A 24,173-nucleotide genomic window follows, 5' to 3' on the forward strand; every position below is an offset into this window, starting at 1 on the left:
GCACATGGCGACACTCTAACCCGGCGTTTTACGAATCCACAAGCGTCGGAAAAATTGCACCTCGCGCGCCGCCTTGGAATAAAGCGACGCTTTGAAGCGTTGATTGCGTGTGTGGCCGGCGTTTTTTACGGCCAAGCCCAGGGAGCGATCATCATGAAAACGATATTCTCAGCACTTGCCGTCCTGCTTGTGAGCACAGTGGCCTCCTATGCCGCCGAACCCGCCAAGATCGGGGAAGGCGCGGGTGGCAAGATCTACACCGATGCCAAGGGCATGACGCTCTACACCTTTGACAAGGATGCCAAGGACAAATCCAATTGCGACGCGGCCTGCATGAAAAACTGGCCGCCCTTCAAGGCCGCTGCCAGCGCCAAGGCCGAAGGGGAATGGACCCTCGTCAAGAGCGCTGACGGCTCGCATATGTGGGCTTATGAAGGCAAGCCGCTCTATACATATGCCGGCGACAAGAAGGCTGGCGACATGACTGGCGATGGCAAAGGCGGCATGTGGCACGCCGCCAAGGCGATGTGACGACCGATCTCGCTCAACGGCCGTGATTGGCCGCCGTACATCCCCGCAAGCTGTGGGGCACCCACAGCTTGCAATAACGTCCTGTGCTCACGAAAAACTGCGCCTGGCCGCGCGGTAAAGCGCGAAGGCGACCAGCATCACGTTGAGGCTGACCATGACAGTGGGCAGGCCCTGCGTTCCCAACATCTGCATTGCCACACCGGAACTCGGTGGCCCGACGATACCGCCGACGCCCCACATCAGCGCAAAGGCGGCATTTCCGGCCACAAGTGCGCTGCCGCCAAAGCGGTTTCCCAGTTCGACGAGCGCCATGGTGTAGACGCCGTAGCCCACAGCCCCAAGCACGACCAACACAGGCCAAATCAATGGGGTTGCGACCAGCATTGGCAGCAACAGGGCGCACACCGCGGTAGTGGCCGCGCAGAACACGATCATGGCCCGGCCGCCGAAGCGCTCCGCCAAAAGGCCCAGCGGTATCTGCAACAGGATATTCCCTAGGGAAAGTGCCGTAAGCATTGCCGCCAAGACCGCTTCCGGCAGGCCGTATCCGGCGCCAAAGACCGGCAGCAGCGAATAGGTGCTTTGCTGGTTGGCGGCAGAGACGAGAACAGCGAACAATAACGCCGGCGCAAGTGCGGCGAAACCGACGACCCCACCGACCGACTGGCCGTCGTCCTCGAACCCGGCGAGACCGGCCGACAACAAGCGCAGCATCACAGCACACGCAACGAAACCGGCGATTGCCACCACAAACGGCGTCCAGCCCGATGTGCCGACAATGGTGAGCACCAGTGGCCCTGAAGCGTATCCCACGCCCATAAGCGTGTTGAACACGCCCATAACCCGCCCGCGCCGCGACGGCGTCGCAAGCGACAGCGCCCACACCTCGCCGAGAATATAGAGCGGGTTGATGACCACGCCCACGAGGAAGCGGATCAAGAACCAGGCCACCCAGTCCTGCAGATAGCCGATGGCAAAAAAACAGAGCGCGCCAGCGAGCGAACAGCCGACCGCCAGGGGACGGGCACCTACCAGTCTCACGGCATAGGGCACGAAGGGCGCTGAAACGATAAGGCCCAACGGCATCATCGCAGCCGACAGTCCGATCATCGCCGGAGACATGCCCTGCTTCTGCATTAGCAGCGAAAACAGCGGGTAGCTCAGCCCTTGCGCTGCGCCGAACATCGCCAGCGCAGCGGTCACGCCACCAAGTGCTGCCCATCTCAATGGTGGCTCAGCGGTCGAGATTGCAGATGTCATCGCAGCCACCAAAACGAATCTGTCGAAGCAATCCTATCGCCGGACCACTACGCTCGGGATGCCTCACCACGCCTGAGAGCATCAGTCCAGGCCCATCGCCTTATGTCGCTTCCCTCGCGCTATTGGTCGCCGCCTCCGCAATGAGGGCTTTTCGCCCGGTCCATTATGCCCACGACATTCGCCTTGCCGTGAGGATTCCCATGACCGTGGCCCTGCCCTCTGCCGAACCGGCTCCCGCCGCCGACCGCGCCCGCCGCGGGGGCCGTGCCGGCAAGCGCGCCGGCACTTCCTCGGCCTTCGAGCAGCCGCCATTCCGCCAGCTCAAGATACCGTTTGCGCCAACCAAGCTGATCTCCGACGACCAGCTCGAGTCCATTCACATGGCGTCGCTTCGCGTGCTGAAGGAAATCGGCGTCGACGTGCTGCACGACGAGGCGCGGCGTATCATGAAGGCGCACGGTGCCGACGTGCGCGAGGGCTCGGAACGCGTGCGCTTCGATGCCGACATGATCCTCGAGTTGATCTCGCATGCGCCGGCGGAATTTACCCTGCATGCCCGCAACCCTGCGCACAATGTGCGTTTCGGCGGCAACAATCTGGTCATTTCGCAGATGGCGTCGGCGCCCAATTGCTCCGACCTTGACCGTGGCCGGCGTCCGGGCAACCAGGCCGACTACCGCAATTTCCTCAAGCTCGCCCAGATGCACAACATCCTGCAAACGACTGGTGGCTATCCGGTCGAGCCCGTCGACATCCACCCTTCGGTGCGCCATCTCGAATGCATCCGCGACCTCGCCACCCTTACCGACAAGGTGTTCCACATCTATTCGCTGGGCAAGGAGCGCAACGTCGATGGCATCGAGATCGCCCGCATCGCCCGCGGTATCTCGCGTGAGCAGATGCTGGAGCAGCCGTCGGTCTACACCATCATCAACACCAACTCGCCGCTCAAGCTCGACGTGCCGATGATGGAGGGCATCATCCAGATGTCGTCGATGGGCCAGGTGGTGATCGTCACGCCGTTCACGCTGTCGGGTGCGATGGCCCCGGTTACCATTGCCGGCGCGCTGGTTCAGCAGAACGCCGAGGCACTGTCAGGCCTCGCCTTCACCCAGATGGTGCGCAAGGGTGCGCCTGTCGGTTATGGCGGCTTCACCTCCAATGTCGACATGAAGTCGGGCGCGCCGGCCTTCGGCACCCCTGAATACATGAAGGCCCAGCTGATCGGCGGCCAACTCGCCCGGCGCTACAACATCCCCTACCGCACCTCGAACGTCTGCGCCGCCAACGCGGTCGACGCGCAGGCGGCTTACGAAAGTGTGTTTTCGCTGTGGGGCGCAATCCAGGGTGGCGCCAATTTCATTCTCCACGGTGCCGGCTGGCTCGAAGGCGGCCTGCGCTGCTCATACGAGAAGATGATCCTCGACATCGACCTGCTGCAGATGGTGGCCGAATTCCTGACGCCGCTCGACATGTCGGAAGAGGCGCTCGCCATCGACGCCATCCGCGATGTCGGACCTGGCGGGCACTTCTTCGGCACCCAGCACACGCAGGACCGCTACAAAAACGCGTTTTATGCACCTGTTATCTCAGACTGGCGTAATTTCGAGACCTGGGCCGAGGCGGGCAGTCCAACTGCGGTGGAAAAAGCAAACCGTGTCTGGAAAGAGCGCCTCGCCTCCTATGAGGAACCATGGATGGATCCGGCCATTCGCGAGGAGCTCATCGCCTTTGTCGACAAGCGCAAGGCCGAAGGCGGCGCCCCAACCGATTTTTGAGGAGGATTTCCATGCACAAACGAGAGATCAACTCGCCAGATGCCCCCATGCCCGCCGGTGGCTACGCCCAGGCGATCGAGGTCACCAACAATTCGCGCACGCTTTACATCAGCGGCCAGATTCCGGTCGCCAAAGACGGCTCGGTTCCTGACGATTTCGACAGCCAGTGCTGGCTCGCATGGCGCAATGTCGAAGCGCAGCTGCACGCAGCCGGCATGAACCTCGACAATCTGGCTAAGGTGACGATCTTCCTTTCCAGCCGCGCTTACGCGCTCGACAATCGCCGCATCCGCGCCGAAGTGCTCGGCGACCGCAAGATTGCGATGTCGGTGATCATCGCTGGCATCTTCGACGAGGCTTGGCTTCTGGAAATCGAAGGCGTGGCAAGCGCCTGATCCGCCAAATCACCTCACTTGAGTCATTTTACGCGCAACTGGACATAACTCCATGAAATCCCATGTGAAAGCGGTTGTTATCGGCGGCGGCGTGGTTGGCTGCTCGGTGTTGTTCCACCTCGCCCGCGCCGGCTGGACCGACGTCATGTTGATCGAGCGCTCGGAACTCACTTCCGGCTCGTCCTGGCATGCCGCCGGCGGTTTCCACACGCTGAACGGCGACCCCAATGTTGCCAAGCTGCAGGCCTACACGGTGCAGCTCTACAAGGAGATCGAAGAGATTTCGGGCCAATCCTGCTCGCTGCACCTGACCGGCGGAGTGATGCTCGCCGATAGCCCGGAGCGCATGGATTTCTTGCGCCTGGCGCACGCCAAGGGCCGCTATCTCGGCATGGACACCGAGCTGATCACACCGTCCGAGGCCAAGAAGATGTTCCCGCTGATGGACGAAAAGCACTTCGTCGGCGCCATGTGGGACCCGGTCGAAGGCCATCTCGATCCTTCCGGCACCACGCACGCCTACGCCAAGGCGGCGAAGAAGCTGGGTGCTGAGATCGTGCTGCGCAATCCGGTCAAGGAATTGACGCAGGACCCCGACGGCACCTGGAACGTCGTCACTGAGCAGGGAACGGTCAGAGCCGAGCACGTCGTCAATTGCGGCGGCCTGTGGGCGCGCGAGATCGGCCGAATGGTCGGCGTCGAGTTGCCGGTGCTCGCCATGGAACACATGTACCTGCTGACCGAGCCGATGCCCGAGGTCGAGGCCTTCAACAAGGAAACGGGCCGCGAGATGATCGGCGTGCTCGACTTCAAGGGCGAGATCTACACGCGCCAGGAGCGCAACGGCATCCTGCTCGGCACCTATGAGAAGGCCTGCAAGCCGTGGTCCCCGGTCAACACGCCGTGGGATTTCGGTCATGAGCTGCTCGCGCCAGACCTCGACCGCATCGCACCCTCGCTTGAGGTTGGCTTCCAGCATTTCCCCGGCATTGCCAACGCCGGCATCAAGCAGGTGATCAATGGCCCCTTCACCTTCGCGCCCGACGGCAACCCTCTGGTCGGCCCGGTCCAGGGCCTGACCAATTTCTGGTGCGCTTGCGCTGTCATGGCCGGCTTCAGCCAGGGCGGCGGCGTCGGGCTCGCGCTCTCCAACTGGATGGTCCATGGCGACCCTGGCTTCGACGTCTGGGGCATGGATGTCGCGCGCTGGGGCGAATGGGCGAGCCTGCGCTACACCAATGCCAAGGTGCGCGAGAACTATTCGCGCCGCTTCTCGATCCGCTTCCCCAATGAGGAGCTACCGGCAGCGCGCCCGGCGCAGACCACGCCGCTTTATGACACGATGGTGGCCAACAACGCCGTCATGGGCGACAGCTGGGGCCTGGAGACACCGCTATGGTTCGCGCCAAAAGGTACCGACCCCAAGGACATCGTCTCGTTCCACCGCTCCAACGATTTCGAGCATATCGGCAACGAGGTCCGCGCCACCCGCGAGCGCGTCGGCGTCACCGAAATCGCCAACTTCGCCAAATATGAGGTTTCAGGACCGGCGGCAGAGGATTTCCTCAACCGGCTGATGACCAATCGCATGCCGAAGAAGGGCCGCATCGTGCTGACCCCGATGCTCAATGAGTTCGGCCGCCTGATCGGCGACTTCACCATTGCCAAGACCGGCGACGACAAGTTCATGATCTGGGGCTCGTCGGCGGCACAGAAGTACCACATGCGCTGGTTCGAAAAGCACCTGCCCGGGGATGGGTCGGTTCGCATCCACCGCTTCGACCAGACGCTCGTCGGCCTGTCGATAGCTGGTCCGAAGTCCCAGGCGCTGCTGGCCAAGCTTGTCGACGAAGACGTGTCGAGCAAGGCCTTCCGCTTCATGGATTTCCGCGAGATGGCTGTCGGCGGCGCGCCCTGCATGGTCGACCGCATCACCTATACCGGCGATCTCGGCTACGAGATCTGGATGGCACCGGCCTATCAGCGCCTCGTCTACAAGGCGATCAAGGAAGCCGGCGAAGAGTTCGGCATCGTCGATTTCGGTATGCGCGCGCTGCTTTCCATGCGCCTGGAGAAGAACTTCCCGACTTGGTTCCGCGAGTTGCGGCCGATCTATGGCCCGTTCGAAGGGGCGATGGACCGCTTCATCAAGCTCGAGAAGAACGATTTCATCGGCCGCGAGGCTGCCGCCAAGGAACATGCGGAAGGGCCAAAACTGCGCCGTGTCTCCTTCTATGTCGATGCACACGATGCCGACGTGATGGGCGACGAGCCAATCTGGGCAAAAGTCGGCGCCGAGGATTTCGGCACGATCGAAAAGCCGCATGGTTATGGCGCACCGCGTTTTGACGGGACAGGCAAGGAGGTTCGCGGCTCGACAGCTGCCGATGGCGCATCGGCGGTGCGCGGCATCGTCGATGGCGAATGGCGCGTCGTTGGTTGGGTAACGTCCGGCGGCTACGCCCACTATGTCGAGAAATCGATGGCCCAGGGTTATGTGCCGGCGGCACTCGCCGAGAACGAGACGGAAGGCCTGTTCGAGATCGAAATTCTTGGCCGCCGGCTCCCTGCCCGCATCAATGTCGAACCGCCATTCGATCCCTCAGGCGAGAAGATGCGGGGGTAGCCTTGGAGCAAGCGAAACCGAAACCAGCTTTCAAGGAGAACGCCGGGGCGAACCCGGCGTTTTCTTGTTGGAGTTGGCTTACGCCTTCTGCGTGACGGTTTTGGCCTTCAGCTCAGGATCTTCCATCCGCGAGAAATAATTGGCCACAAGCGCACCAGAGATGTTGTGCCAGACGCTGAACACCGCACTCGGCACAGCCGCCAGAGGTGAGAAATGCGCGTTGGCAAGTGCCGCGCCGAGGCCGCTGTTTTGCATGCCGACTTCGATGGCGATGGCTTTGCGCTTGGCTAGTGACAGGCCGGCAGCACGCGCGGCGAAGTAGCCAAGCAGCAGGCCAAAGCCGTTATGCAGCACGACGACTGCGAAGATCATCAGTCCCGACTGGGCGATGTTGGCCTTGTTGACGGCGACCACCGCCGACACGATCAGCACGATGCCGGCGACGCTGACCAGCGGCAGCATCGGCTCGGCCGACTTCACCAGCGCGGGTGCAACCTTCTGCAGGACAAAGCCCAGCGCCAGCGGCACCAGGATGACCTTCACGATCGACAGGAACATGCTCATGGCGTCGACCGGCAGGTACTGGCTGGCGAACATCCACACCAGGAACGGCGTGACGATGGGCGCGAGCAGCGTGGTCACGCTGGTGCAAGCGACACTGAGCGCCACATCACCCTTGCCGAGATAGGTCATGACGTTGCTGGCGGTACCCCCCGGGCAGCAGCCGACGAGGATCACGCCAGCGGCGACTTCAGGCGGCATCGGGATGATCGTCGTCAGCAGCACGGCTAGCAGCGGCATGATCAGGAACTGGCCGAGCACGCCAATGGCGACGTCGAACGGACGGCGGGCGACTTCGGCWAAGTCCTTGGCCGATATCGTCAGGCCCATGCCGAACATGATGATGCCGAGCAGGACGACGATCCAAGGTGCGAAGATGCTGAAGGTCGACGGCAGCACGAAACCGAGAATGGCAAACACGATCACCCAGATGGCGAAACTGCGGCCGATGAAATTGGAGAATGCAGCAATGGTTTTCACGACAGGTCCTTGGGAGGATTCTTACTGGGGAGGACTCTCGTCGGCAGCGCGACAGAAAGTTGCGCGCTTGTCCCGCCAAATGAGCGAATTGGCAACCCAAAACCGCCCGTTTCGACCTTTTTGCGATGACGCAACGTCATGAAATCAATGATTTGTACGGCGATGCAAAGCCCAGTCGGCGGCGTCGCAGGCCTATTCGAGCATGCCCGTCAGCGGCGAGGAAAGTGCCGTGACATAGGGCAATCCCTTGCGCTTGCCCGTCCAGCCGACCACCACGACATCTTTTGCCGCCGGCTCGAAGCGCCGCGCCAAAGCCCAGCTGTGACAATCGATGGCCGCGACATCTGCACGGCCTTCCGCGATTGCGATAATCGACGCGCGGTGGCCGCCGCTTTCGATTCGTTCGGAAAAGAGCCGCAATCCCTCGCTCAGAGCCGCAAGATCGCGCGAAATCCCCAAAAACCCCGACATCGAATCGTGACTATTGAAGGCAAAGCGCTTGTCGCGGATCAGATCGAGGGGGATGAGTGGCGCATCGCCATCAGGCGAGTGCGCGTGGTCCGCGGTGACGGCGCCGCGCCGGATGACAATGGCGCTTGAATAGAACTCGCCTCGCCCACCTTCGATGCCGTCATAGTTTGGTTGGCCGATCACCCTGACATGAGTAGCAAGGCCAGTTGTTTCCATCGGGCCCCAGCAGGTCTGGCCGAACAACAGCTTGGGGTGTCGCCACAACGTCGGCAGATCGAACTCGTCAGGTGGCAGAGTCGCTGGATCGGGTGCGATGACCATGCCTGATGCGTCGCGAACACCTCCAGGAACCGGCGGCAAATCGTCGTTGCGTCGAGCCAGGGTTTCAGGCGCATCAATGCCCGATTTTCGGATCGCTGTTCGCAGCTTGGCCCATTGCGCATCGACCTCGCCGCGCATTTCTGGCCAGTCATACATCGGCAATGCTGCAACGAAGTCGGTCATCATGTCATTTCAGGCTTGAATGCGGGAACTGGCAAGCGGAGGGAGAACTATTCTTTCGGCGGCTCCGCCGGCACGGGTGCTGTGCCAAGCCCGTTGACATTGCGCGCCCTGACTCGCGGCACGAACGCCCTGCCCGCATCCGGCGCGCGGCGCAGGGCGGGATGGCACACCGGCTCCTTGGCGCGGAAGGCATAGGCCTTGATCAGCGCAAAATAGTTCGGATAGGCATAGCCCTTGTTCATCCTGAGCCATTCCTCGCGGCGGGCGCGAAACAGCGCCGGCAGCTTGTACCAGGCAACCGTCGGGCTCTTGTGATGCACAAAGTGCAGATTGTTGTTGAGGAACAGCAGGGACAAAGGCGAGCGTTCGACGATCACCGTGCGCCCTTCAGGGTGCTCGGACCACTGATGCTCGGCAAAGGTTCGGATCGAAATCAGCGACTGGCCGAGCCACACCGGAACCAGAATGTAGAGCCAGAGCGGAATACCGAAGCCCAACTGGACAATCGGCACGATGACCAAAAGGCCGGCGCCATGGAGCAGCCACGCCTTGCGGATCGCCTTGTCGCCCCCGATAACAGCCTTGGCGTCGTCGATAAAGAAGCCGATGCAAGCAAGCAGCGGCCCCAGCACGAAGCGACCTGCCATGGTGTTGTTGATCCGAAGCAACAGCTTCATCGCTTCCGGCAGGTCGTTGTGCTGCCAAAGCGCGCGATAGTAGCTTTCGGGATCGTCGAACGGATCGGTCAGGCGCTCGTCGGCGTGGTGGCGCAGATGAATGGTCTTGAACCGTCGATACGGCCAGACGAGACCAATCGGCAGCGACACCAGCGCCTCGTTGATGCGAGCGTCGCGGGTCGGATGACCGTGCAACACCTCATGCACCAGCGACGACTGCAGTGCCACCATCAACGCCATTGCGGCCAGGGCGACCACCGGATAGGCCGGCCAGACCAGTAGGCCGGCGACGAGCCAGGTGCCGTAGCAGGCCAAAATGAGAAACACCGTCGGCCATTCGACCGCCGTGGTCGTGCCGCGTTTGTTTCCCCTCTTTGCCATGCTCTGCCTGCTGTCCTTTGATGCCTGGAACTCAATGATTCCTGACATAATGCTGTCAGTAGCTTTGCGTTTCTACAACGAGACAATGCGCACAGATTGTTTACATTGCGCTACTCAAGCTGCAGATGTTATGTTTAGTGAACAAATGGGAAGACAAACTTAGTTTGGATGGGTCGCGAACCAGATGTTCGCAAAACCGTTGAGCAACCATGGACAAGCGCGATCTGTCTGATGTCTTCAGGGAACGGCTCAAGGCGCTGGTGGCACGCTCCGGCCTCAACCAGTCGGCCTTTGCCGCATCGGTCGGCATCGACCGTTCGGCGCTGTCGCAATTGCTGTCGGGTGCCACGATCCGACTGCCGCGCGCCGAAACGCTGCTGACGATCGCCACCGCGCACAAGGTTTCGCTCGATTGGCTGCTCGGCCTCAGCCAGGACGAAGGTGTGACCGGCGAGATCCGCGAAAGCCTCGAGATCGAGGAGGCCTCTGGCGGTTTCGAACGCACGCTGATCGCCAAATGGCACGCCGAAGCTGCTGGTACCAAGATTCGCTACGTGCCCGCCGGCATCCCGGACCTTCTACGTACCGAGGCGTTGATCGACTACGAGGCTGACATTTCCAACAAAAGCCGCGAGGTTCAGGCTGGCGAAACGCAATACCGCATCGACTACAACCGCAGGCCCGAGACCGACATGGAGGTCTGCATGCCGCGCCACACGCTGGAAATTTTCGCGCGCGGGCTCGGTGTATGGTCGGGTTTCCCTGACACAGATCGCAAACAGCAGCTGCGCCACATGGCCGACCTGCTCGACGACCTCTACCCGACCTTCCGCCTGTTTCTCTATGACGGGCGCATGCGCTACTCCGTGCCCTACACGATCTTCGGCCATTCCCGCGCCGCGATCTATGTCGGCGACATGTATCTCGTTCTCTACGCCACCGAGCCGATCCGCACGCTGACCCGCCATTTCGACAATCTGATCCGTGCCGCCGACATCAACGCTCATGAAACGGCGGCGTTCGCGAGACGGCTGGCGGTCGCTTCGTTTCCGGCAGGCTGGGCCTGATCGCCGCCCAGGTTGAATTTCGTCCGTCCATGCGGCAGCTTGCGGCCGCATTCCGAGGAAAACCATGCAGAACCAGAATATCGTGGTGCCTGCCCAGTCGGGCCGTTCCGTCCGCGTTTCGCCAGGCGACCTTGTTCGCATTATCGATCCCAAGGGTCAGCAAGTCGCCGACCTCTGGGCGTTCACGACCGACATGCTGGACTGGCTGAGCACGTCGAATACCCGCGATATCGGCGAGCGCCTGTTCCCGGCGGTCGGCGAACATTTCTACGGAACATCAGGAGAGCCGTTGCTGACGCTGGTCGAGGATGCCTCGCCAGGCCCGCACGACATGCTCTACCCAGCCTGCAACCATGCGCTTTATGTGCGCGCAGGGTTTCAGGATCATCCCAATTGCCAGGACAATCTGCATGCGGCGCTGGCCGCCGAAGGCATCACCTTGCCCTTCACGCCTGATCCGGTCGACCTGTTTCAGAATTCGCTGCCGCAGCCGGACGGCCGCATCGACGTGTTTGCCTCGATCAATCCGCCTGGCGGCTAAGTCACCTTGCGCGCCGAGCGCGACCTGCTGATTGTCGTCACCGCATGTTCGGTCGACCACTACCCCACTAATGGCGGCGTCTGCACCGAGATCGAGGTCGAGGTCACAACCGCGCGGTAGCGCCGTTTCTCGAACGCAATCATTGACTGGATATAAAGACTTCTTTATATCGTTATCCATTCTCCAGATATGAAAGTCGCTGTGATGACGACCAATCCGATCGATGCCCTGCTGGCCGAAAAGGGTGTGCTGCTTGCCGATGGCGCAACCGGCACCAATCTGTTCGCCATGGGCCTCGAGGCCGGCGAAGCGCCTGAGTTGTGGAACGAAAGCGCGCCCGAAAAGATCACGGCGCTGCACCAGAATTTCGTCGAGGCAGGCGCCGACATCATTCTCACCAACTCGTTCGGCGGCACGCGTCACCGGCTCAAGCTGCACCACGCCCAGGACCGCGTGCACGAACTCAACAAGCGCGCCGCCGAGATCGCGCGCGCCGTCGCCGACAAGGCCGGCCGCCGCGTCATCGTCGCCGGCTCCGTCGGCCCGACCGGCGAGCTTCTGGTGCCGCTCGGCGCCATGACCTATAACGAGGCGGTCGATGCCTTCGCCGAACAGATCGAAGGTCTCAAGGCCGGCGGTGCCGAAGTCGCCTGGATCGAAACGATGTCCGCGCCAGACGAGATCCGTGCCGCGGCAGAGGCCGCCATCCGCGTTGGCCTTCCCTACACCTACACCGGCTCGTTCGACACGGCCGGCCGTACCATGATGGGCCTGCTGCCCAAGGACATCCACGGTGTCGTCGACGGCCTTGCTGAGACGCCGCTGGGTGTTGGCGCCAATTGCGGCGTCGGCGCATCTGATATCCTTGCCTCGCTGCTCGACATGAGCGAGGCAAAGCCTGAGGCGACCATCATCATCAAAGGCAATTGCGGCATCCCCGAATTCCGTGGCACCGAGATCCATTATTCCGGCACGCCTGAACTGATGTCCGACTATGTCCGCCTGGCTGTCGACGGCGGTGCAAAGATCATCGGCGGGTGCTGCGGCACCTCGTTCGAGCACCTGGCCGCGATGCGCAAGGCGCTCGACGCTCACAAGAAGGACGCTCGCCCGACCGTCGAGGCGATCGTCGAACGCATCGGCCCGATGCGCAACAAGCTTGCCGCACCGAACACTGCTGAAACCAGCGAAGGCCGTCGCGAACGCCGCCGCAGCCGGGTCTGATAGACGGGCTTTGCGCATCTCGCGCGGCAACCCAACGAAAAAAGCYCCCGCTGAGCCAGTGGGAGCTTTTTTTGTTTCAGGCATTATCAGCCGGAATTACAGGTCTTCGAGGTCTCGGCGCGCCTTCTTGAGGATTTCGCGTGCCTTTTCGGCCTGTGCCGCACTCAGCGACCCGCCACGCAAGCGGGTAAACAGAGCGAGCTTCAAGGCCCTGAACTCTTCGCCGAGGGCCGCGCCGCCAACTTGCGCCGAAGCCTCGTCGATCTGCGCGTTGATCTTTTCGAGCTCTTCCGCGTGCTCGGCCAGATAGGCCTGGCCCTGCTCGGTGATCGAGTAGAGACGCTTGTTGCCATTGGCGACCGAGGCGACGAGATCGGCTTCTTCCAGCATCTGCAGCATCGGATAGATAGCACCTGGGCTTGGGCTGTAGGCGCCCTGGAATTTGGCTTCCAGCGCCTTGATGATGTCGTAGCCATGGCGCGGTTCCTCGGCGATCAGGCCAAGCACGACCAGGCGCAGCGCGCCGGGATCGAACATGCGCGGCCCACGCCCGCCGAATGGCCCGCCGCGATGCCGCCCGAACGGTCCGCCCCGGCCATGATGACCGCCTGCTCTGCTGCTGTCGTCGGACTGACCCGACATGGCCCAGCCACCACCGCAGCGATTGTTGAAATGAGGGGTGAACATGTGAGTACCTCTCCAGGATTGTTGCTTCATGCAGCCATATCTATTCAAAGATATATCTTTTGCAAGATACAACGTAAGAAATTTTCGATCAGGCCTCCTGCGGGTATACGAAAAGGCCGGCGAGGTTTCCCTCGCCGGCCTTATGTCGATGGTGATTGATTGAGGCGGCCTCGCCGCCCAAATCCCCGTTTATTCGCTGTTTTCCGCGTAGATCGCGCGGGCCGACCTGAAGTCCATGCCCGAACCTTCCGCCCGCTGCAACATCATCACCGCGTCCGACGCACCAACGTCCGAAAGCAGTTCGAGCGCATGGCTAAACCGTTCGTTGTTGAACGCCGACAAGGCAGTCCGGTGGGCATTTTCGACATCCTTGTCGACCTTGCGCGCTCCACTGGCCTCGGCGTCCGATACGCTGGAGATSGCAAAGAACTGCGACGGCTTCGTCTGCACATGGACATAGCTGCTGCGCGTGATCGGTTCCTGCTGGGTAGCAGCGGCGACAGATGTCTGTTGCGGCTTCGGTTGAACTCCGCCTTCCGCAGACGGTACAAGCCTGTCATTCAGGCGAACAACCTGACTATGGCCCCCGCCCAGACTGCCAATCAACATTCACTTCCCCTCGCGCATTTCACCCGGTCTCAGCCTTAGCTCCGAAGCGTTGCCAACCTCTTCCCCTCAAAGACGGCATTTGATCGAAACACCCGATAATGCATTCAAAAGATTATGTTTTTGGGTTCGAAGGCAGATGGCGAGCGCATTTACCTGTCATCTCGCAAACCTGAAGCCCTGGCGTGCCGCCGATTCGGCCTTGCCGATCGCCGTCAACGAGTGACCTGAGCCGATCTCGCTGGCGTCGACCCAATTTCACCGAGCACGCGGCTGTAGAGCTCTTCCTGGCGCTCAAGCCATTCCCGAGCTTCCGGCCAATTGGCCGGATCGATCATGCCAATCGGATTTCGGGTCAGGTAACAGAGGTGGTATTCGCCGTTCAGACTGGCGCCGAGCGCGAGCCCCAGTCCGGGTTCCCAAGCTGAAAGCTTGTTCGCTGTGGTGGCGTGACCYTCGCCGCGCTGTCCCCTGACAAACAGCCCGACGCTGCGGTTTGTCAGGTACAACGAAATGACCAGATCCTCAGTGACGTGCCGCCAGCGCGAGTAGAGACTGCCATGACGGATGCGCGGGTCGTTGCGGCGGTTGAGATAGCCGTCCCAGAACGCCTTGATCTCGCGCGATGACAGCGAGCGAAGCCCGCCATGCGCGATATCCCATTCGTCAAGCTGTCCGTCGGCCATATCTTTTCTCCGATGCCCTCTCTCGCGACTTCAGGTGGACGCCTAGAGATCACAGAAGAACGGTCGGCGGAAAGCCCTCTTTCCGCCGACCGGCCACGCGGCCCTTGCCTGGCAAGCAGGACGGAGTTCCTGCTTCTACTGCTTGCTGCCTTGCAGCGCTGATGCCAGCCGCACCAGCGACAGGAACTCGGCCCGGTATCCGAACGGATCGCTGCCTCGTGCAGCAGTTGCGATCTCGCTGATCTTGTCGAAGCCGAATTTCGCCGTCGCGTCCTCGCCGCGCAGCTTCTGGCCGAATGCCGCGACCGCAACCGAAAAGCGCTGGTCAGTGCTGGCCACATCGAAGCTCGCGACCTCRTTGGCCTTGGTCACAGGCGTGGTGATCAGCTTGCTCGTGTCGCCGTCGGGCGCCTTGTAGCGGATCTTCACGAAGGCATATTCGTCGGCATTCGCCACTCCGCCATTGCCGGCAGTTGCCTCGCCGTAGCGCAGCTTGTCGATCTGCTGGGGTGCGCCCTTGGGCGTGATCTCGTAGATCGCCGTCACCGAATGCCCCGAGCCGATCTCGCCGGCGTCGACCCGGTCGTTGTTGAAGTCCTCGCGGTTGAGCGCACGCGTCTCATAGCCGATCAGACGATACTCCGAGACCGTTTGCGGATTGAATTCGACCTGGATCTTCACATCCTTGGCGATGGTGAACAGCGTCGAGGAGGCGTCTTCGACCAGCACCTTCTCGGCCTCGGCCAGCGTGTCGATATAGGCGGCCGTGCCGTTGCCGTTCTGGGCGATGGTCTGCATCATCTGGTCGTTGAGGTTGCCGCGACCGAAGCCGAACACCGACAGGAATACGCCCGATTTGCGCTTGTCTTCGATCAGCCGCTTGAGGTCGTCGTCATCGGTCTGGCCGATATTGAAATCCCCATCGGTCGCCAGCATCACCCGGTTGACGCCGTCCTTGACGAAGGATTTTTGTGCCAGGCGATAGGCCTCGCGGATACCCGCCTCGCCCGCCGTCGACCCCCCCGGCGTCAGCGTGTCGATCGCCTGCAGTATCTTGGCGCGATCAGACGCCTTCGTCGGCTCGAGCACGGTGCCGGCATCGCCAGCATAAGTGACGATGGACACGGTATCATCGGGGCTCAGTTTGTTGACCAGCAGCCGGAATGCAGAGCGCAGCAGCGGCAACTTGTCCGGCTCGTCCATCGAGCCCGACACGTCGATCAGGAAGACAAGATTGGCCTTTGGCTGCTCCGCCGGTTTGACGTCGTAACCCTTGATGGCGACGTGCATCAGCTTGGTGTGTTCGTTCCACGGTGTCGGCATAACGCTGACGGTGGTGTTGAACGGCGTCGCGGCAGTTTCAGGCCCCTTCCAGTCGTAGGGGAAGTAGTTGACCATCTCCTCGACCCGCACCGTGTCGGCCTGCGGCAGGCCCCCCTCCTTCAGGGAACGGCGAACGAAGGAATAAGACGCCGTGTCGACATCGATCGAGAAGGTCGAGACCGGGTCTTCAAGTGCCGAACGCACCGGATTGGTTTTGAAATCCTCGACGCGGTCGCGGTTTTCAGCCTGCGGCGCAGGCATATCAGATGGCGCGAACTCGCCCTGCAGCTGGGTCGTGAGCGTTGGCGCAGCCATGCGGCTCATTTGCGATGCCGCATCCGCCAGCGGCGCCGGTGCAGGCATCGCGGACGCTGCCTCGTTCATGACAACTGCTTCTTCGGCAGCCACTTTTGACTCGGCCTTGGCCGCTTGGGAGATAGCAGCCAATGGTTTGGCCGGCGCAATTTCCGCATCGGTCTTTTTCAGCGCGGTGGCCGGCGCTTGCTTCGAGCGCATAGCAGGCGCCTGCGCGATTTCCTGATCGGCACCAAAATTGAACGGCGACCCCTCCATCAGATAAAATGTGGCGTAGCCGGCAATCGGCAAGGCAACGAGTCCGGCAAGGGCGGGCGCTGCAATCAGCTTCTTTTGCATGATATCTCTCCAGAGCTTTTGTGCTCGCCCTGTGAGACGTTGGCCTTTCGCCGATCCTTGGGTGGCGGCCGGATTTATTTCGAGATCGTAGGCAGCCATCGCCGCAGCCAGGGCGCGGGCCTTGGCGTCGGTGCTCGGCGCGGGCGCCTGCATGTTCCGGAGCATGTCGAGTTCGTTGTCGTCGACCATGGTCACTCTTCCCCGGCCGAGCGCATGAGCTGCTTCAGCCGTTTCTTCGCTTCATGGATGTGCCAGGACACTGTGGCCTCGGCGATGGCCATCGCATCGGCCGCCGCCGCGTGGCTCAGCCCCTCGCCGTATATGAGCAGGACAGCGTCACGCTGCTTGTCAGTCAATTGACGCACGGCAGCCCATAGCCGTTCGGCTGGGTCTTCTGGCAGCAACGGTCCATCGCTCGAAACCAGTGCATGAACGCCATAAGCGGCAGTCTTTGCCGTCTCCCGCGCCGATTTGCGCTGCATATCCCGGGCGGCGTTCAGCGTCATTGCATAGAGCCAGGTCGTGAAGGCAGATCCGCCACGGTAGTCGCGGATGGCGCGGCCGAGCCGTGCGCAAACTTCTTGCGCGATGTCTTCGGCGTCCACCTTGTTGCCGCACCAGCGCCAGGCAACGCGATGGACGAATCCATAATGCCTTTCGACGAGTTCGCCGAAAGCTGTCCTGTCGCCGTCGCGTGCTTTTCCGATCAATTCGCTATCGGAGGCTTCGCTTTCGTCCAGCATCATCGCCATCATTTGTCCGTTGGACGAAAGCTTTTTGGCAATCCTTGGGGTCGTGCGACGTTTTTTCTAGACGGCCTGCCCGGCAACCCAACCCGACGACCAGGCCCACTGGAAATTGTAGCCGCCAAGCCAGCCGGTGACGTCGACGACCTCGCCGATGAAGAACAGCCCGGGCACCGATTTCACCTGCATCGACTTCTGGTCGAGCGCCTTGGTATCGACGCCGCCAAGCGTCACTTCAGCCGTGCGATAACCTTCCGAACCAGCCGGCTTGATGCGCCAGGCATTGACCGCCGCGTCGACCGTCTTGAGCTGCGCATCGGACATATCGGCGAGATTGCCGTCAAATCCGGTGCGTTCGGCGATCGCCTGCGCCAGTTTCTTCGGCAGATGCGCGGCAAGTGCCGTTTGCACTGCCTGCCGTCCATTGGCACGCTTGGCTTCGCGCAAAAGACCTGCCACGTCGGTCCCCGGCAGCATCGAGATCGCGATCTCGTCGCCCTCTCGCCAATAGGACGAAATCTGCAGGATCGACGGGCCGCTGATGCCACGGTGGGTGAAAAGCAAGGCCTCGGAGAATTTGGTCTTACCGCAAGCGACGTCCGCATCGACCGCGATACCGGAAAGCGGCGCCAGCTTCTGCAAGGTATTGGCGTCGAAACTCAGCGGCACAAGTGCCGGGCGGGTCTCGACCACCGGCAGACCGAATTGGGTTGCTAGCTCATAGCCGAAGCCGGTTGCGCCCATCTTGGGGATCGACTTGCCGCCGCACGCCACCACCAGCGACTTGCACGCAACCCGGCTACCGGAGAGAAACAGCTCAAACCCATCTGCGGTCTTGATGACGTCATCGACAGTGGTCGACAGGCTCAGTTCGACACCGTTAGCCTGCATTTCCTCGACCATCATGTCGATGATCTGGCGCGCCGAACCATCGCAGAACAGCTGGCCCAGCGTCTTCTCATGGTAGGCGATGCCGTAACGCTCGACGAGCGCTATGAAATTGCGCTGGGTATAGCGGCTCAGCGCCGAAATGCAGAAATGCGGGTTCTGCGACAGAAAATTCTTCGGGCTGGCATGGATGTTGGTGAAGTTGCAGCGGCCACCACCAGAGATGCGGATCTTTTCGCCAGGTGCTGCAGCGTGATCGATGATTAGCACCGAGCGGCCACGTTTTCCGGCTTCGACCGCGCACATCATGCCAGCGGCACCGGCGCCGATCACCACGACATCAAAGGACTGCATTTCAGATAATTCCCGCTGGATCGCCAGCGCCTTGTCGGCGCGCGCCCCCCTGTTGGTCGGTCAAGGCTGTTCCCGTGCCTGATAACCGAACCTGTTGGGATGGCAAAGTTGGAAGTTACGCCAGCGTTTCAGCAAAAAACGTCGTCAGCCGCTTCCAGTGGCGTTCGGCGCCTGCCGCGTCGTAGACGCTATGATCGGAAACGCACCAGCCATGGCCCATACCGACATAGTTTTCGAGGATGTGGTCGACACCGGCTGCGCGTAGACTTTCGGCCAGAAGTGCCGACTGTTCGGGCGGAAAGCTGCCGTCGACACCTGCCGTACCGACATAGACCCGAGCCTTGAGCTTCGCTGCCTGGCGGTGCGGGCTGTCGGCCGCGTCGCTCGCCAGATTGCCGCCATGAAAGCTTGCCGCCGCAACGATGCGGCCGGGATGGGCCGCCGCCGCATTGAGCGCACGGCCGCCGCCCATGCAGTAACCGACGGTGCCGACGGGGCCGGTTACGCCCTCGACCTTAAGCGCGTCGAGGAAAGCACCGGTGTCACGCATGGTCATTTCTTGCGTCGTTGCGCCAATCAGCGCGCGCAGTTCCGCGCGGGTCTTTTCCACGACGAAAGCGGTCTTGGCGTCGAATGGTCTGTAAGCGCCGCTGCGGTAGAACAGATCAGGCACCAGAACGGCATAACCCTCACTCGCAAGCCGCTCGGCCATCCGATCAAGCGCTGCACGCGGCCCGAACGCATCCATGTAGAGGATGACGCCCGAACGCGCCTTGTCGGAGGATCGGAACAGCCCGGCCTTGGCAAAGCCGTCAGCAGTCGTGATGGTGATGTCGCGCTTGGTTGCAGTGGTCATGAACTGTCTCCGTTGCAGTTGCGGAGAACATAGTGGCTTTGCCGGCTCTCGCAACTTCACCTTGCGAGATCAGTCCTGAACCCTAACCGTCCTGGCGCCCACCTGCAGCGCGCGTCCCGCGCCCATGCCCATGACGGCCACGCCAATGCCGAGCGCCACGAACAGGAAGGCGGAGGCCGAAAAGCTGCCGGTCCAGCTGCGGATCAGGCCCACCATAAGGGGCCCGGTTGCCGCCAGCACATAGCCGACGCCTTGCGCCATGCCCGACAGATGCGCCGCGACATGCGAGTCTGGCGACCGCAGCACGATCAAGGTCATTGCAGCTGCGATCAAACCGCCCTGCCCGATGCCTTGCAGGATCGCCCAGAACAGCACAGTCGACGTCGGTGCAAACAGAATACCGAGCAACGCAATCACCGCCGCCGCAGCGAGCGTTACATTGACGCCGCGCTGGTCCTTGCGTCGCACGGCAAAGGACGGCACAGCAAGGCAGGTGACCACCTGCGCCATGACCGACACCGAAACGATAGCGCCTGCGGTGGCGGCATCGAACCCGCGCTCCCGCAGGATCGGAGCCAGCCAGCCGAAGACGCAATAGGCAAGCGCCGACTGCAGCCCCATGAACAACGTCACCTGCCAGGCCAACCGATCCCGCCACAGGCCGACTACGCGAAAGCCACTGTGGCTTGCCTGCCGCCGACTACCGAGCGCCTGCGGCGTCCAGATCATCAGCACGATCAGCGCGGGCACCGCCCAGGCAGCAAGCGCGCCCGACCACGAGCCGGTGAGAAGGTGCTCAATCGGCAGCRTGAAACCAGCGGCCGCTGCCGAGCCAGCGCACAAGGCCATGGTGTATAGCCCGGTCATCATCGCCGCCTTGTCGGCGAAATCGCGTTTCACCAGTCCCGGCAGCAGCACATTGCCGATGGCAATGGCGGCTCCGGCAAGGAAGGTTGCGAGGAAAAGCAGCGGAACCGAGCCGAACCAGCGCAAGCCTGTTCCCAGCGCGAGCAATGCGAGCGCGCCAAGCAGCGTGCGTTCGGCTCCGTAGCGCTGCGCGAGCTTCGGAGCGAAAGGCGCAAACAGCCCCAGGCACAAGACGGGCAGCGTCGTCAGCAGGCTCGCGCCTATCGTTGAAAGTCCAGTTTGCTGCATCACCTCGGGCAACAGCACCGACAGGCTGGAAAACAGTGGCCTGAGGTTGAAGGCGATAAGTACGAGGCTCGCGCCGAGCACGATCTGGGCAGCACGGCTGCGCAGCACCGGTGGCTGGGGCTTGGGCAGGCTATCTGCCTCGGCATCGATGAGTTGGTCATCAAGACCGGTTAGTGCCTCTGGCTGGCGAAAAGTCTGGTTCATTGAGCAAGCAGTCGTTCGAGTTCGAAAAGCACCGGCGCCATGAAAGCGCGCACGGCGGAGACGGCACCGTCGGGATCGCTGGCGGCGATGGCGTCGACGATGGCCGCATGGGCCTGATGGGACGGTTCGGGAAGATCGCCACCAAGGGTGGCGTGGATGGTCTCAGTGATGGCAGCAGTGAAGAAGTCGTAGATCTCCATCATCGCCCGGTTGCCGGACGCTGCGACGATCGATTTGTGGAAAGCGATGTCGCGGCGGATGAAAGCCTCGCTGCCGCCATCCGCGACCGTGCCACGCGCAGCGAGCAGTTCACCCATGTGTGCGAGATCGGCGGGCGTGCGTCGCAGGGCGGCAAGCCGAGCCGCTTCGACGTCGAGTGCGGCGCGTGCTTCCCACTGGTCGCGCAGGCCGGCTCGCTTGACCCGGTCGAGGGCTGCGGAAGGGTCGACGGCGGAGCGCACATAGGTGCCCGAGCCCTGCCGTGTGTCCAGCAGGCCCTGCGAGACAAGCATCCTTACCGCTTCGCGCACAGTGCCACGGCTCACCGACAACAGGTCGCTGAGTGACGCTTCGTTGGGAATGCGCTCGGCCACAGCCCAGCGGCCGCTCACGATTTCGGCACGCAGGCTGTCGGCGGCACTATCGGCAAGATTGGTTCGGATGGCGGGTTGCATTGGCCAATTCATCAAGTCATCAGATGACTTTGGCAATAAGCCCGTGACCGTCTGCCGTCAATGGATCGAATTAGGACAGAGAAACGGCGTGTACGGTACCAGTCGCGCGGTGGGTGCCCGGTTCGGTGCGATCAGCCGAGCCCGGCAAAACTAGCCATGTGAAAGGCCTGCACCTCTGCCGGGTAGCGGTAGGCCATGCCGAATGGACAGGCGTTGCGGTCCAGGCAGCCGCCGGTTCGGCATGGCGCGCCATTTGCCCCACGCACATGGCCGAGGCATTCCTGATAGGCGAAACCGGCGGAGGAATATGCGTTGACCGGACACGCTTTCATACAAGGTTTTCCGACACATGCATCACAAAGGTGAATCGATTTCTCAGGCACTTGAATCGAGATCTCGACATCGAACAGCAGTGCCCCGCGATAGGCATGCCACAACCCATATTCCGGATGCATGAGGATACCGAGCGGCGACGGGCTCAATCCCTCGGCACGCATGGCCCATTGCTGAAACGGCAGATAAGGCCTGTCCGAAGGGGAAACCGCCCGCGCCCCGAACGCGGCTGCCACCTTGCCGATGACCTCTTGCGACCAGGTATCGAGTGGGTTTTTCAAGCCTTCCGACTGGCTCTGCCGCCAGCGCAAGAAATGCAACCAAGGTGCAGGCCCTGCCTGGCCCACCAACAGGACTGACTTGGCGGGGAAACCTGAGAGACCAAACGGGGCTGGTTCTAAGGCGTCGAAATTGAAGCCGCCGCGCAGGATAAGGCCATGGGTGGCCAGGGCGGCCGCGATTTCATCAATATCTTGTTGAGAGGCATGCACCGCCCCTCATCCCCCTGCCGGGACCTTCTCCCCGTACAGTGACGGGGAGAAGGAGGAGCGCAGGCGTCGCGGCCACCCCCCTTCTCCCCGTTCACGGGGAGAAGGTCCCGGCAGGGGGATGAGGGGCGGCACTGCGCGTAAAAACAAATACATCACCTCTTGCCCGGATCGGAGAACGCGCTCCGCCAGACTTCCTTGTGAATGATGTTGGCGACTTTAGCCCCGCCTGAATCGGGCTCCTTTCACGTGAATGCGTCGGGCATCGACGCCTTCTTCGCGGCAATGAAGTCCTTGAGCCCGTCGTCGATGCCCGGGTCGAGATACGGCGCTTCGTAGCTTTCGAGCCAGCGGCGGGCGAGTTCGTTGGCGCGCTGAGGTGCTGTCTTTTGGCCCTCGGCCAGCCACTGCTCGTAGGAATTGTTGTCGGCAATGCTGGAGCGGTAGAACGCCGTCTGGAAGTTCGCCTGGGTGTGGTCGCAGCCGAGATAGTGGCTGCCGGGCCCGACCTGACGGATGGCATCCATCGCCTGGCCGTTTTCCGACAGGTCGACGCCCTCGGAAAACCGCTGCGTCATGCCGAGCTGGTCGATGTCCATCATGAATTTTTCGTAGCAGGAGGCGAGACCGCCTTCGAGCCAGCCGGCCGAATGCAGCACAAAATTGGTGCCGGCGAGAATGGTCGAGTTGAGCGTGTTGGCGCTTTCATAGGCCGCCTGGGCGTCCGGAACCTTGGAGGCGCAGAGCGAGCCGCCGGTGCGGAACGGCAGGCCAAGGCGGCGGGCAAGTTGTGCCGCACCATAAGAAACCAGCGATGGCTCCGGCGTGCCGAAAGTCGGTGCGCCTGACTGCATGGAGATCGACGAGGCGAAGGTGCCAAACAGCACCGGCGCGCCCGGGCGGATCAGCTGGGTGAAGGAAGCGCCGGCCAGAACCTCGGCCAGAACCTGGGTCAGCGTGCCGGCAACCGTCACCGGGCTCATCGCACCGGCAAGGATGAACGGGGTGACGATGCAGGCCTGGTTGTGGCGGGCATAGACCTTGAGCGCGCCCAGCATGGTCTCGTCGAAGACCATCGGCGAGTTGGCATTGATCAGGCTGGTCAGCACCGTGTTGTTTTCGACGAAATCGTCGCCGAAGACGATCTTGGCCATGGCGATCGTGTCTTCCGCGCGTTCGGGCGCGGTCACCGAGCCCATGAACGGCTTGTCGGAATATTTGATGTGGGAATAGATCATGTCGAGGTGGCGCTTGTTGACCGGCACGTCGACAGGCTCGCACACCGTGCCGCCAGAATGGTGGATCGACGGCGCCATATAGGCGAGCTTCACGAAATTGCGGAAATCCTCGATCGTCGCATAACGGCGGTTACCGTCCAGGTCACGCACGAAGGGCGGGCCATAGACCGGGGCGAACACAGTGGCGTTGCCGCCGATCTGAACCGAACGCTCTGAATTGCGGGCGTGCTGCGTGTAGGTGGACGGTGCCGTCTTCAGCAGCGAGCGGCACAGGCCCTTGGGAAAGTGCACGCGCTCGCCCTTGACGTCGCAACCGGCATCTCTCCAGAGCTGCAGCGCTTCGGCGTCGTCGCGAAATTCGATGCCGATCTCCTCGAGCACGGTGTCGGCGTTTTGCTCGATGATCGCCAGCCCCTCCTCGTTGAGGACCTCATAAACGTTGATCTGGCGCTTGATGTAGGTGAGCTGGGTGCCGGGCCCACTGCCCGAACGCGCCGCGCGCCGCGCCGCGGCTCCGCCGCTTGCACCACGCCCGCGCCGCGCGTTCGACGCTTCCTGATCGGTCACGAGGTTTTCTGTCATCGCCGTCATCCCTGAAACACGTTTGGCCGCCTGTCGCAGCACCTCGTCGGATCGTAGTCATGCACCCTAGGCGAAACGGCTTGCCAGCGCCAACGCCTGTCGCAAAATCGACAAGCAGGTCGGCAAGTTATCAGTCGCTTTCGTTTTGCAGGAGGTCGCAAATCAGCTATGGATTTGTAGCACTTGCAAGCTAGGTATAGCGC

At 61.9% G+C, this 24,173-nt stretch carries 22 protein-coding genes; 7 read left to right on the forward strand and 15 right to left on the reverse strand.

Going from position 1 to position 24,173, the window contains the following annotated elements; all coding sequences use genetic code 11:
• Positions 1 to 153 precede the first annotated feature (153 nt).
• A complete protein-coding gene (locus AC1DWF_RS08700) occupies positions 154 to 531 on the forward strand; it encodes a COG4315 family predicted lipoprotein (RefSeq protein ID WP_476785316.1) in 378 nt (125 codons plus the stop codon).
• Between the two features lie 87 nt (positions 532 to 618).
• Here the strand turns inward: AC1DWF_RS08700 and AC1DWF_RS08705 are convergent, their stop codons facing one another.
• A complete protein-coding gene (locus AC1DWF_RS08705; RefSeq protein ID WP_476785317.1) occupies positions 619 to 1,791 on the reverse strand; it encodes an MFS transporter in 1,173 nt (390 codons plus the stop codon).
• A gap of 200 nt (positions 1,792 to 1,991) precedes the next feature.
• On the opposite strand from AC1DWF_RS08705, the gene AC1DWF_RS08710 reads away from it, so the two are divergent.
• Genes AC1DWF_RS08710 through AC1DWF_RS08720 form a run of 3 tightly spaced genes read left to right on the forward strand, consistent with a single transcriptional unit; the run spans position 1,992 to position 6,590 of the window.
• A complete protein-coding gene (locus AC1DWF_RS08710; RefSeq protein WP_476785318.1) occupies positions 1,992 to 3,569 on the forward strand; it encodes a trimethylamine methyltransferase family protein in 1,578 nt (525 codons plus the stop codon).
• Between the two features lie 11 nt (positions 3,570 to 3,580).
• Positions 3,581 to 3,964: a RidA family protein gene (locus AC1DWF_RS08715; protein WP_476788294.1), complete on the forward strand. Its 384-nt coding sequence runs from the start codon at positions 3,581 to 3,583 to the stop codon at positions 3,962 to 3,964.
• 52 nt (positions 3,965 to 4,016) lie between these two features.
• Positions 4,017 to 6,590 carry a GcvT family protein gene (locus AC1DWF_RS08720; protein WP_476788295.1) on the forward strand — a complete coding sequence of 858 codons (2,574 nt, stop codon included), beginning with the start codon at positions 4,017 to 4,019 and terminating at the stop codon, positions 6,588 to 6,590.
• Positions 6,591 to 6,668: 78 nt separating this feature from the next.
• Here AC1DWF_RS08720 and AC1DWF_RS08725 read toward each other — a convergent pair whose 3' ends face one another.
• The 3 genes from AC1DWF_RS08725 to AC1DWF_RS08735 form a co-directional block, all read right to left on the reverse strand.
• Positions 6,669 to 7,631 carry a bile acid:sodium symporter family protein gene (locus AC1DWF_RS08725; RefSeq protein ID WP_476841606.1) on the reverse strand — a complete coding sequence of 321 codons (963 nt, stop codon included), beginning with the start codon at positions 7,629 to 7,631 and terminating at the stop codon, positions 6,669 to 6,671.
• A gap of 192 nt (positions 7,632 to 7,823) precedes the next feature.
• The gene (locus AC1DWF_RS08730; RefSeq protein ID WP_476783917.1) at positions 7,824 to 8,606 is read right to left on the reverse strand and encodes a phosphate/phosphite/phosphonate ABC transporter substrate-binding protein; all 783 of its coding nucleotides are present in this window, start codon (positions 8,604 to 8,606) and stop codon (positions 7,824 to 7,826) included.
• Positions 8,607 to 8,653: 47 nt separating this feature from the next.
• Positions 8,654 to 9,664, reverse strand: coding sequence for a fatty acid desaturase (locus AC1DWF_RS08735; protein WP_476783915.1), 1,011 nt, complete (start codon positions 9,662 to 9,664; stop codon positions 8,654 to 8,656).
• Positions 9,665 to 9,873: 209 nt separating this feature from the next.
• On the opposite strand from AC1DWF_RS08735, the gene AC1DWF_RS08740 reads away from it, so the two are divergent.
• From AC1DWF_RS08740 to bmt, 3 genes are all read left to right on the forward strand, one after another.
• Positions 9,874 to 10,731 carry a helix-turn-helix domain-containing protein gene (locus AC1DWF_RS08740; RefSeq protein WP_476783914.1) on the forward strand — a complete coding sequence of 286 codons (858 nt, stop codon included), beginning with the start codon at positions 9,874 to 9,876 and terminating at the stop codon, positions 10,729 to 10,731.
• Between the two features lie 64 nt (positions 10,732 to 10,795).
• On the forward strand, positions 10,796 to 11,272 hold the full coding sequence (locus tag AC1DWF_RS08745) for a DUF1989 domain-containing protein (RefSeq protein WP_476783913.1): 477 nt from the start codon (positions 10,796 to 10,798) through the stop codon (positions 11,270 to 11,272).
• Between the two features lie 204 nt (positions 11,273 to 11,476).
• Complete coding sequence (gene bmt / locus AC1DWF_RS08750; RefSeq protein WP_476783912.1) at positions 11,477 to 12,496, forward strand: betaine--homocysteine S-methyltransferase; 1,020 nt, start codon at positions 11,477 to 11,479, stop codon at positions 12,494 to 12,496.
• A 96-nt stretch (positions 12,497 to 12,592) separates the two neighbouring features.
• Here bmt and AC1DWF_RS08755 read toward each other — a convergent pair whose 3' ends face one another.
• The 11 genes from AC1DWF_RS08755 to AC1DWF_RS08805 all read right to left on the reverse strand — a co-directional run bounded on the left by AC1DWF_RS08755 (position 12,593) and on the right by AC1DWF_RS08805 (position 23,970).
• On the reverse strand, positions 12,593 to 13,183 hold the full coding sequence (locus AC1DWF_RS08755; protein ID WP_476783911.1) for a PadR family transcriptional regulator: 591 nt from the start codon (positions 13,181 to 13,183) through the stop codon (positions 12,593 to 12,595).
• A 189-nt stretch (positions 13,184 to 13,372) separates the two neighbouring features.
• Positions 13,373 to 13,792, reverse strand: a complete 420-nt coding sequence (locus AC1DWF_RS08760) for a hypothetical protein (RefSeq protein ID WP_476783910.1) — start codon at positions 13,790 to 13,792, stop codon at positions 13,373 to 13,375.
• Between the two features lie 212 nt (positions 13,793 to 14,004).
• Entirely contained in the window at positions 14,005 to 14,475 is a 471-nt protein-coding gene (locus AC1DWF_RS08765) for a hypothetical protein (protein ID WP_476783909.1), read from the reverse strand.
• A 135-nt stretch (positions 14,476 to 14,610) separates the two neighbouring features.
• A complete protein-coding gene (locus AC1DWF_RS08770; RefSeq protein WP_476788296.1) occupies positions 14,611 to 16,641 on the reverse strand; it encodes a vWA domain-containing protein in 2,031 nt (676 codons plus the stop codon).
• A 2-nt stretch (positions 16,642 to 16,643) separates the two neighbouring features.
• Complete coding sequence (locus AC1DWF_RS08775; RefSeq protein ID WP_476788297.1) at positions 16,644 to 17,204, reverse strand: RNA polymerase sigma factor; 561 nt, start codon at positions 17,202 to 17,204, stop codon at positions 16,644 to 16,646.
• Positions 17,205 to 17,261: 57 nt separating this feature from the next.
• The gene (locus AC1DWF_RS08780) at positions 17,262 to 18,440 is read right to left on the reverse strand and encodes a BaiN/RdsA family NAD(P)/FAD-dependent oxidoreductase (protein WP_476785599.1); all 1,179 of its coding nucleotides are present in this window, start codon (positions 18,438 to 18,440) and stop codon (positions 17,262 to 17,264) included.
• Positions 18,441 to 18,555: 115 nt separating this feature from the next.
• Positions 18,556 to 19,296, reverse strand: a complete 741-nt coding sequence (locus AC1DWF_RS08785) for a dienelactone hydrolase family protein (RefSeq protein WP_476788298.1) — start codon at positions 19,294 to 19,296, stop codon at positions 18,556 to 18,558.
• Between the two features lie 69 nt (positions 19,297 to 19,365).
• Positions 19,366 to 20,655: a CynX/NimT family MFS transporter gene (locus AC1DWF_RS08790; protein ID WP_476841607.1), complete on the reverse strand. Its 1,290-nt coding sequence runs from the start codon at positions 20,653 to 20,655 to the stop codon at positions 19,366 to 19,368.
• Entirely contained in the window at positions 20,652 to 21,329 is a 678-nt protein-coding gene (locus AC1DWF_RS08795; RefSeq protein ID WP_476785602.1) for a FadR/GntR family transcriptional regulator, read from the reverse strand. The genes AC1DWF_RS08790 and AC1DWF_RS08795 overlap by 4 nt, the downstream gene beginning before the upstream one ends.
• Before the next feature lie 131 nt (positions 21,330 to 21,460).
• Complete coding sequence (locus AC1DWF_RS08800) at positions 21,461 to 22,153, reverse strand: hypothetical protein (protein ID WP_476785603.1); 693 nt, start codon at positions 22,151 to 22,153, stop codon at positions 21,461 to 21,463.
• A gap of 242 nt (positions 22,154 to 22,395) precedes the next feature.
• Positions 22,396 to 23,970, reverse strand: a complete 1,575-nt coding sequence (locus tag AC1DWF_RS08805) for a trimethylamine methyltransferase family protein (RefSeq protein WP_476786157.1) — start codon at positions 23,968 to 23,970, stop codon at positions 22,396 to 22,398.
• Positions 23,971 to 24,173 lie beyond the last annotated feature (203 nt).

This window comes from Aminobacter sp. P4_D5, from assembly GCF_056401815.1.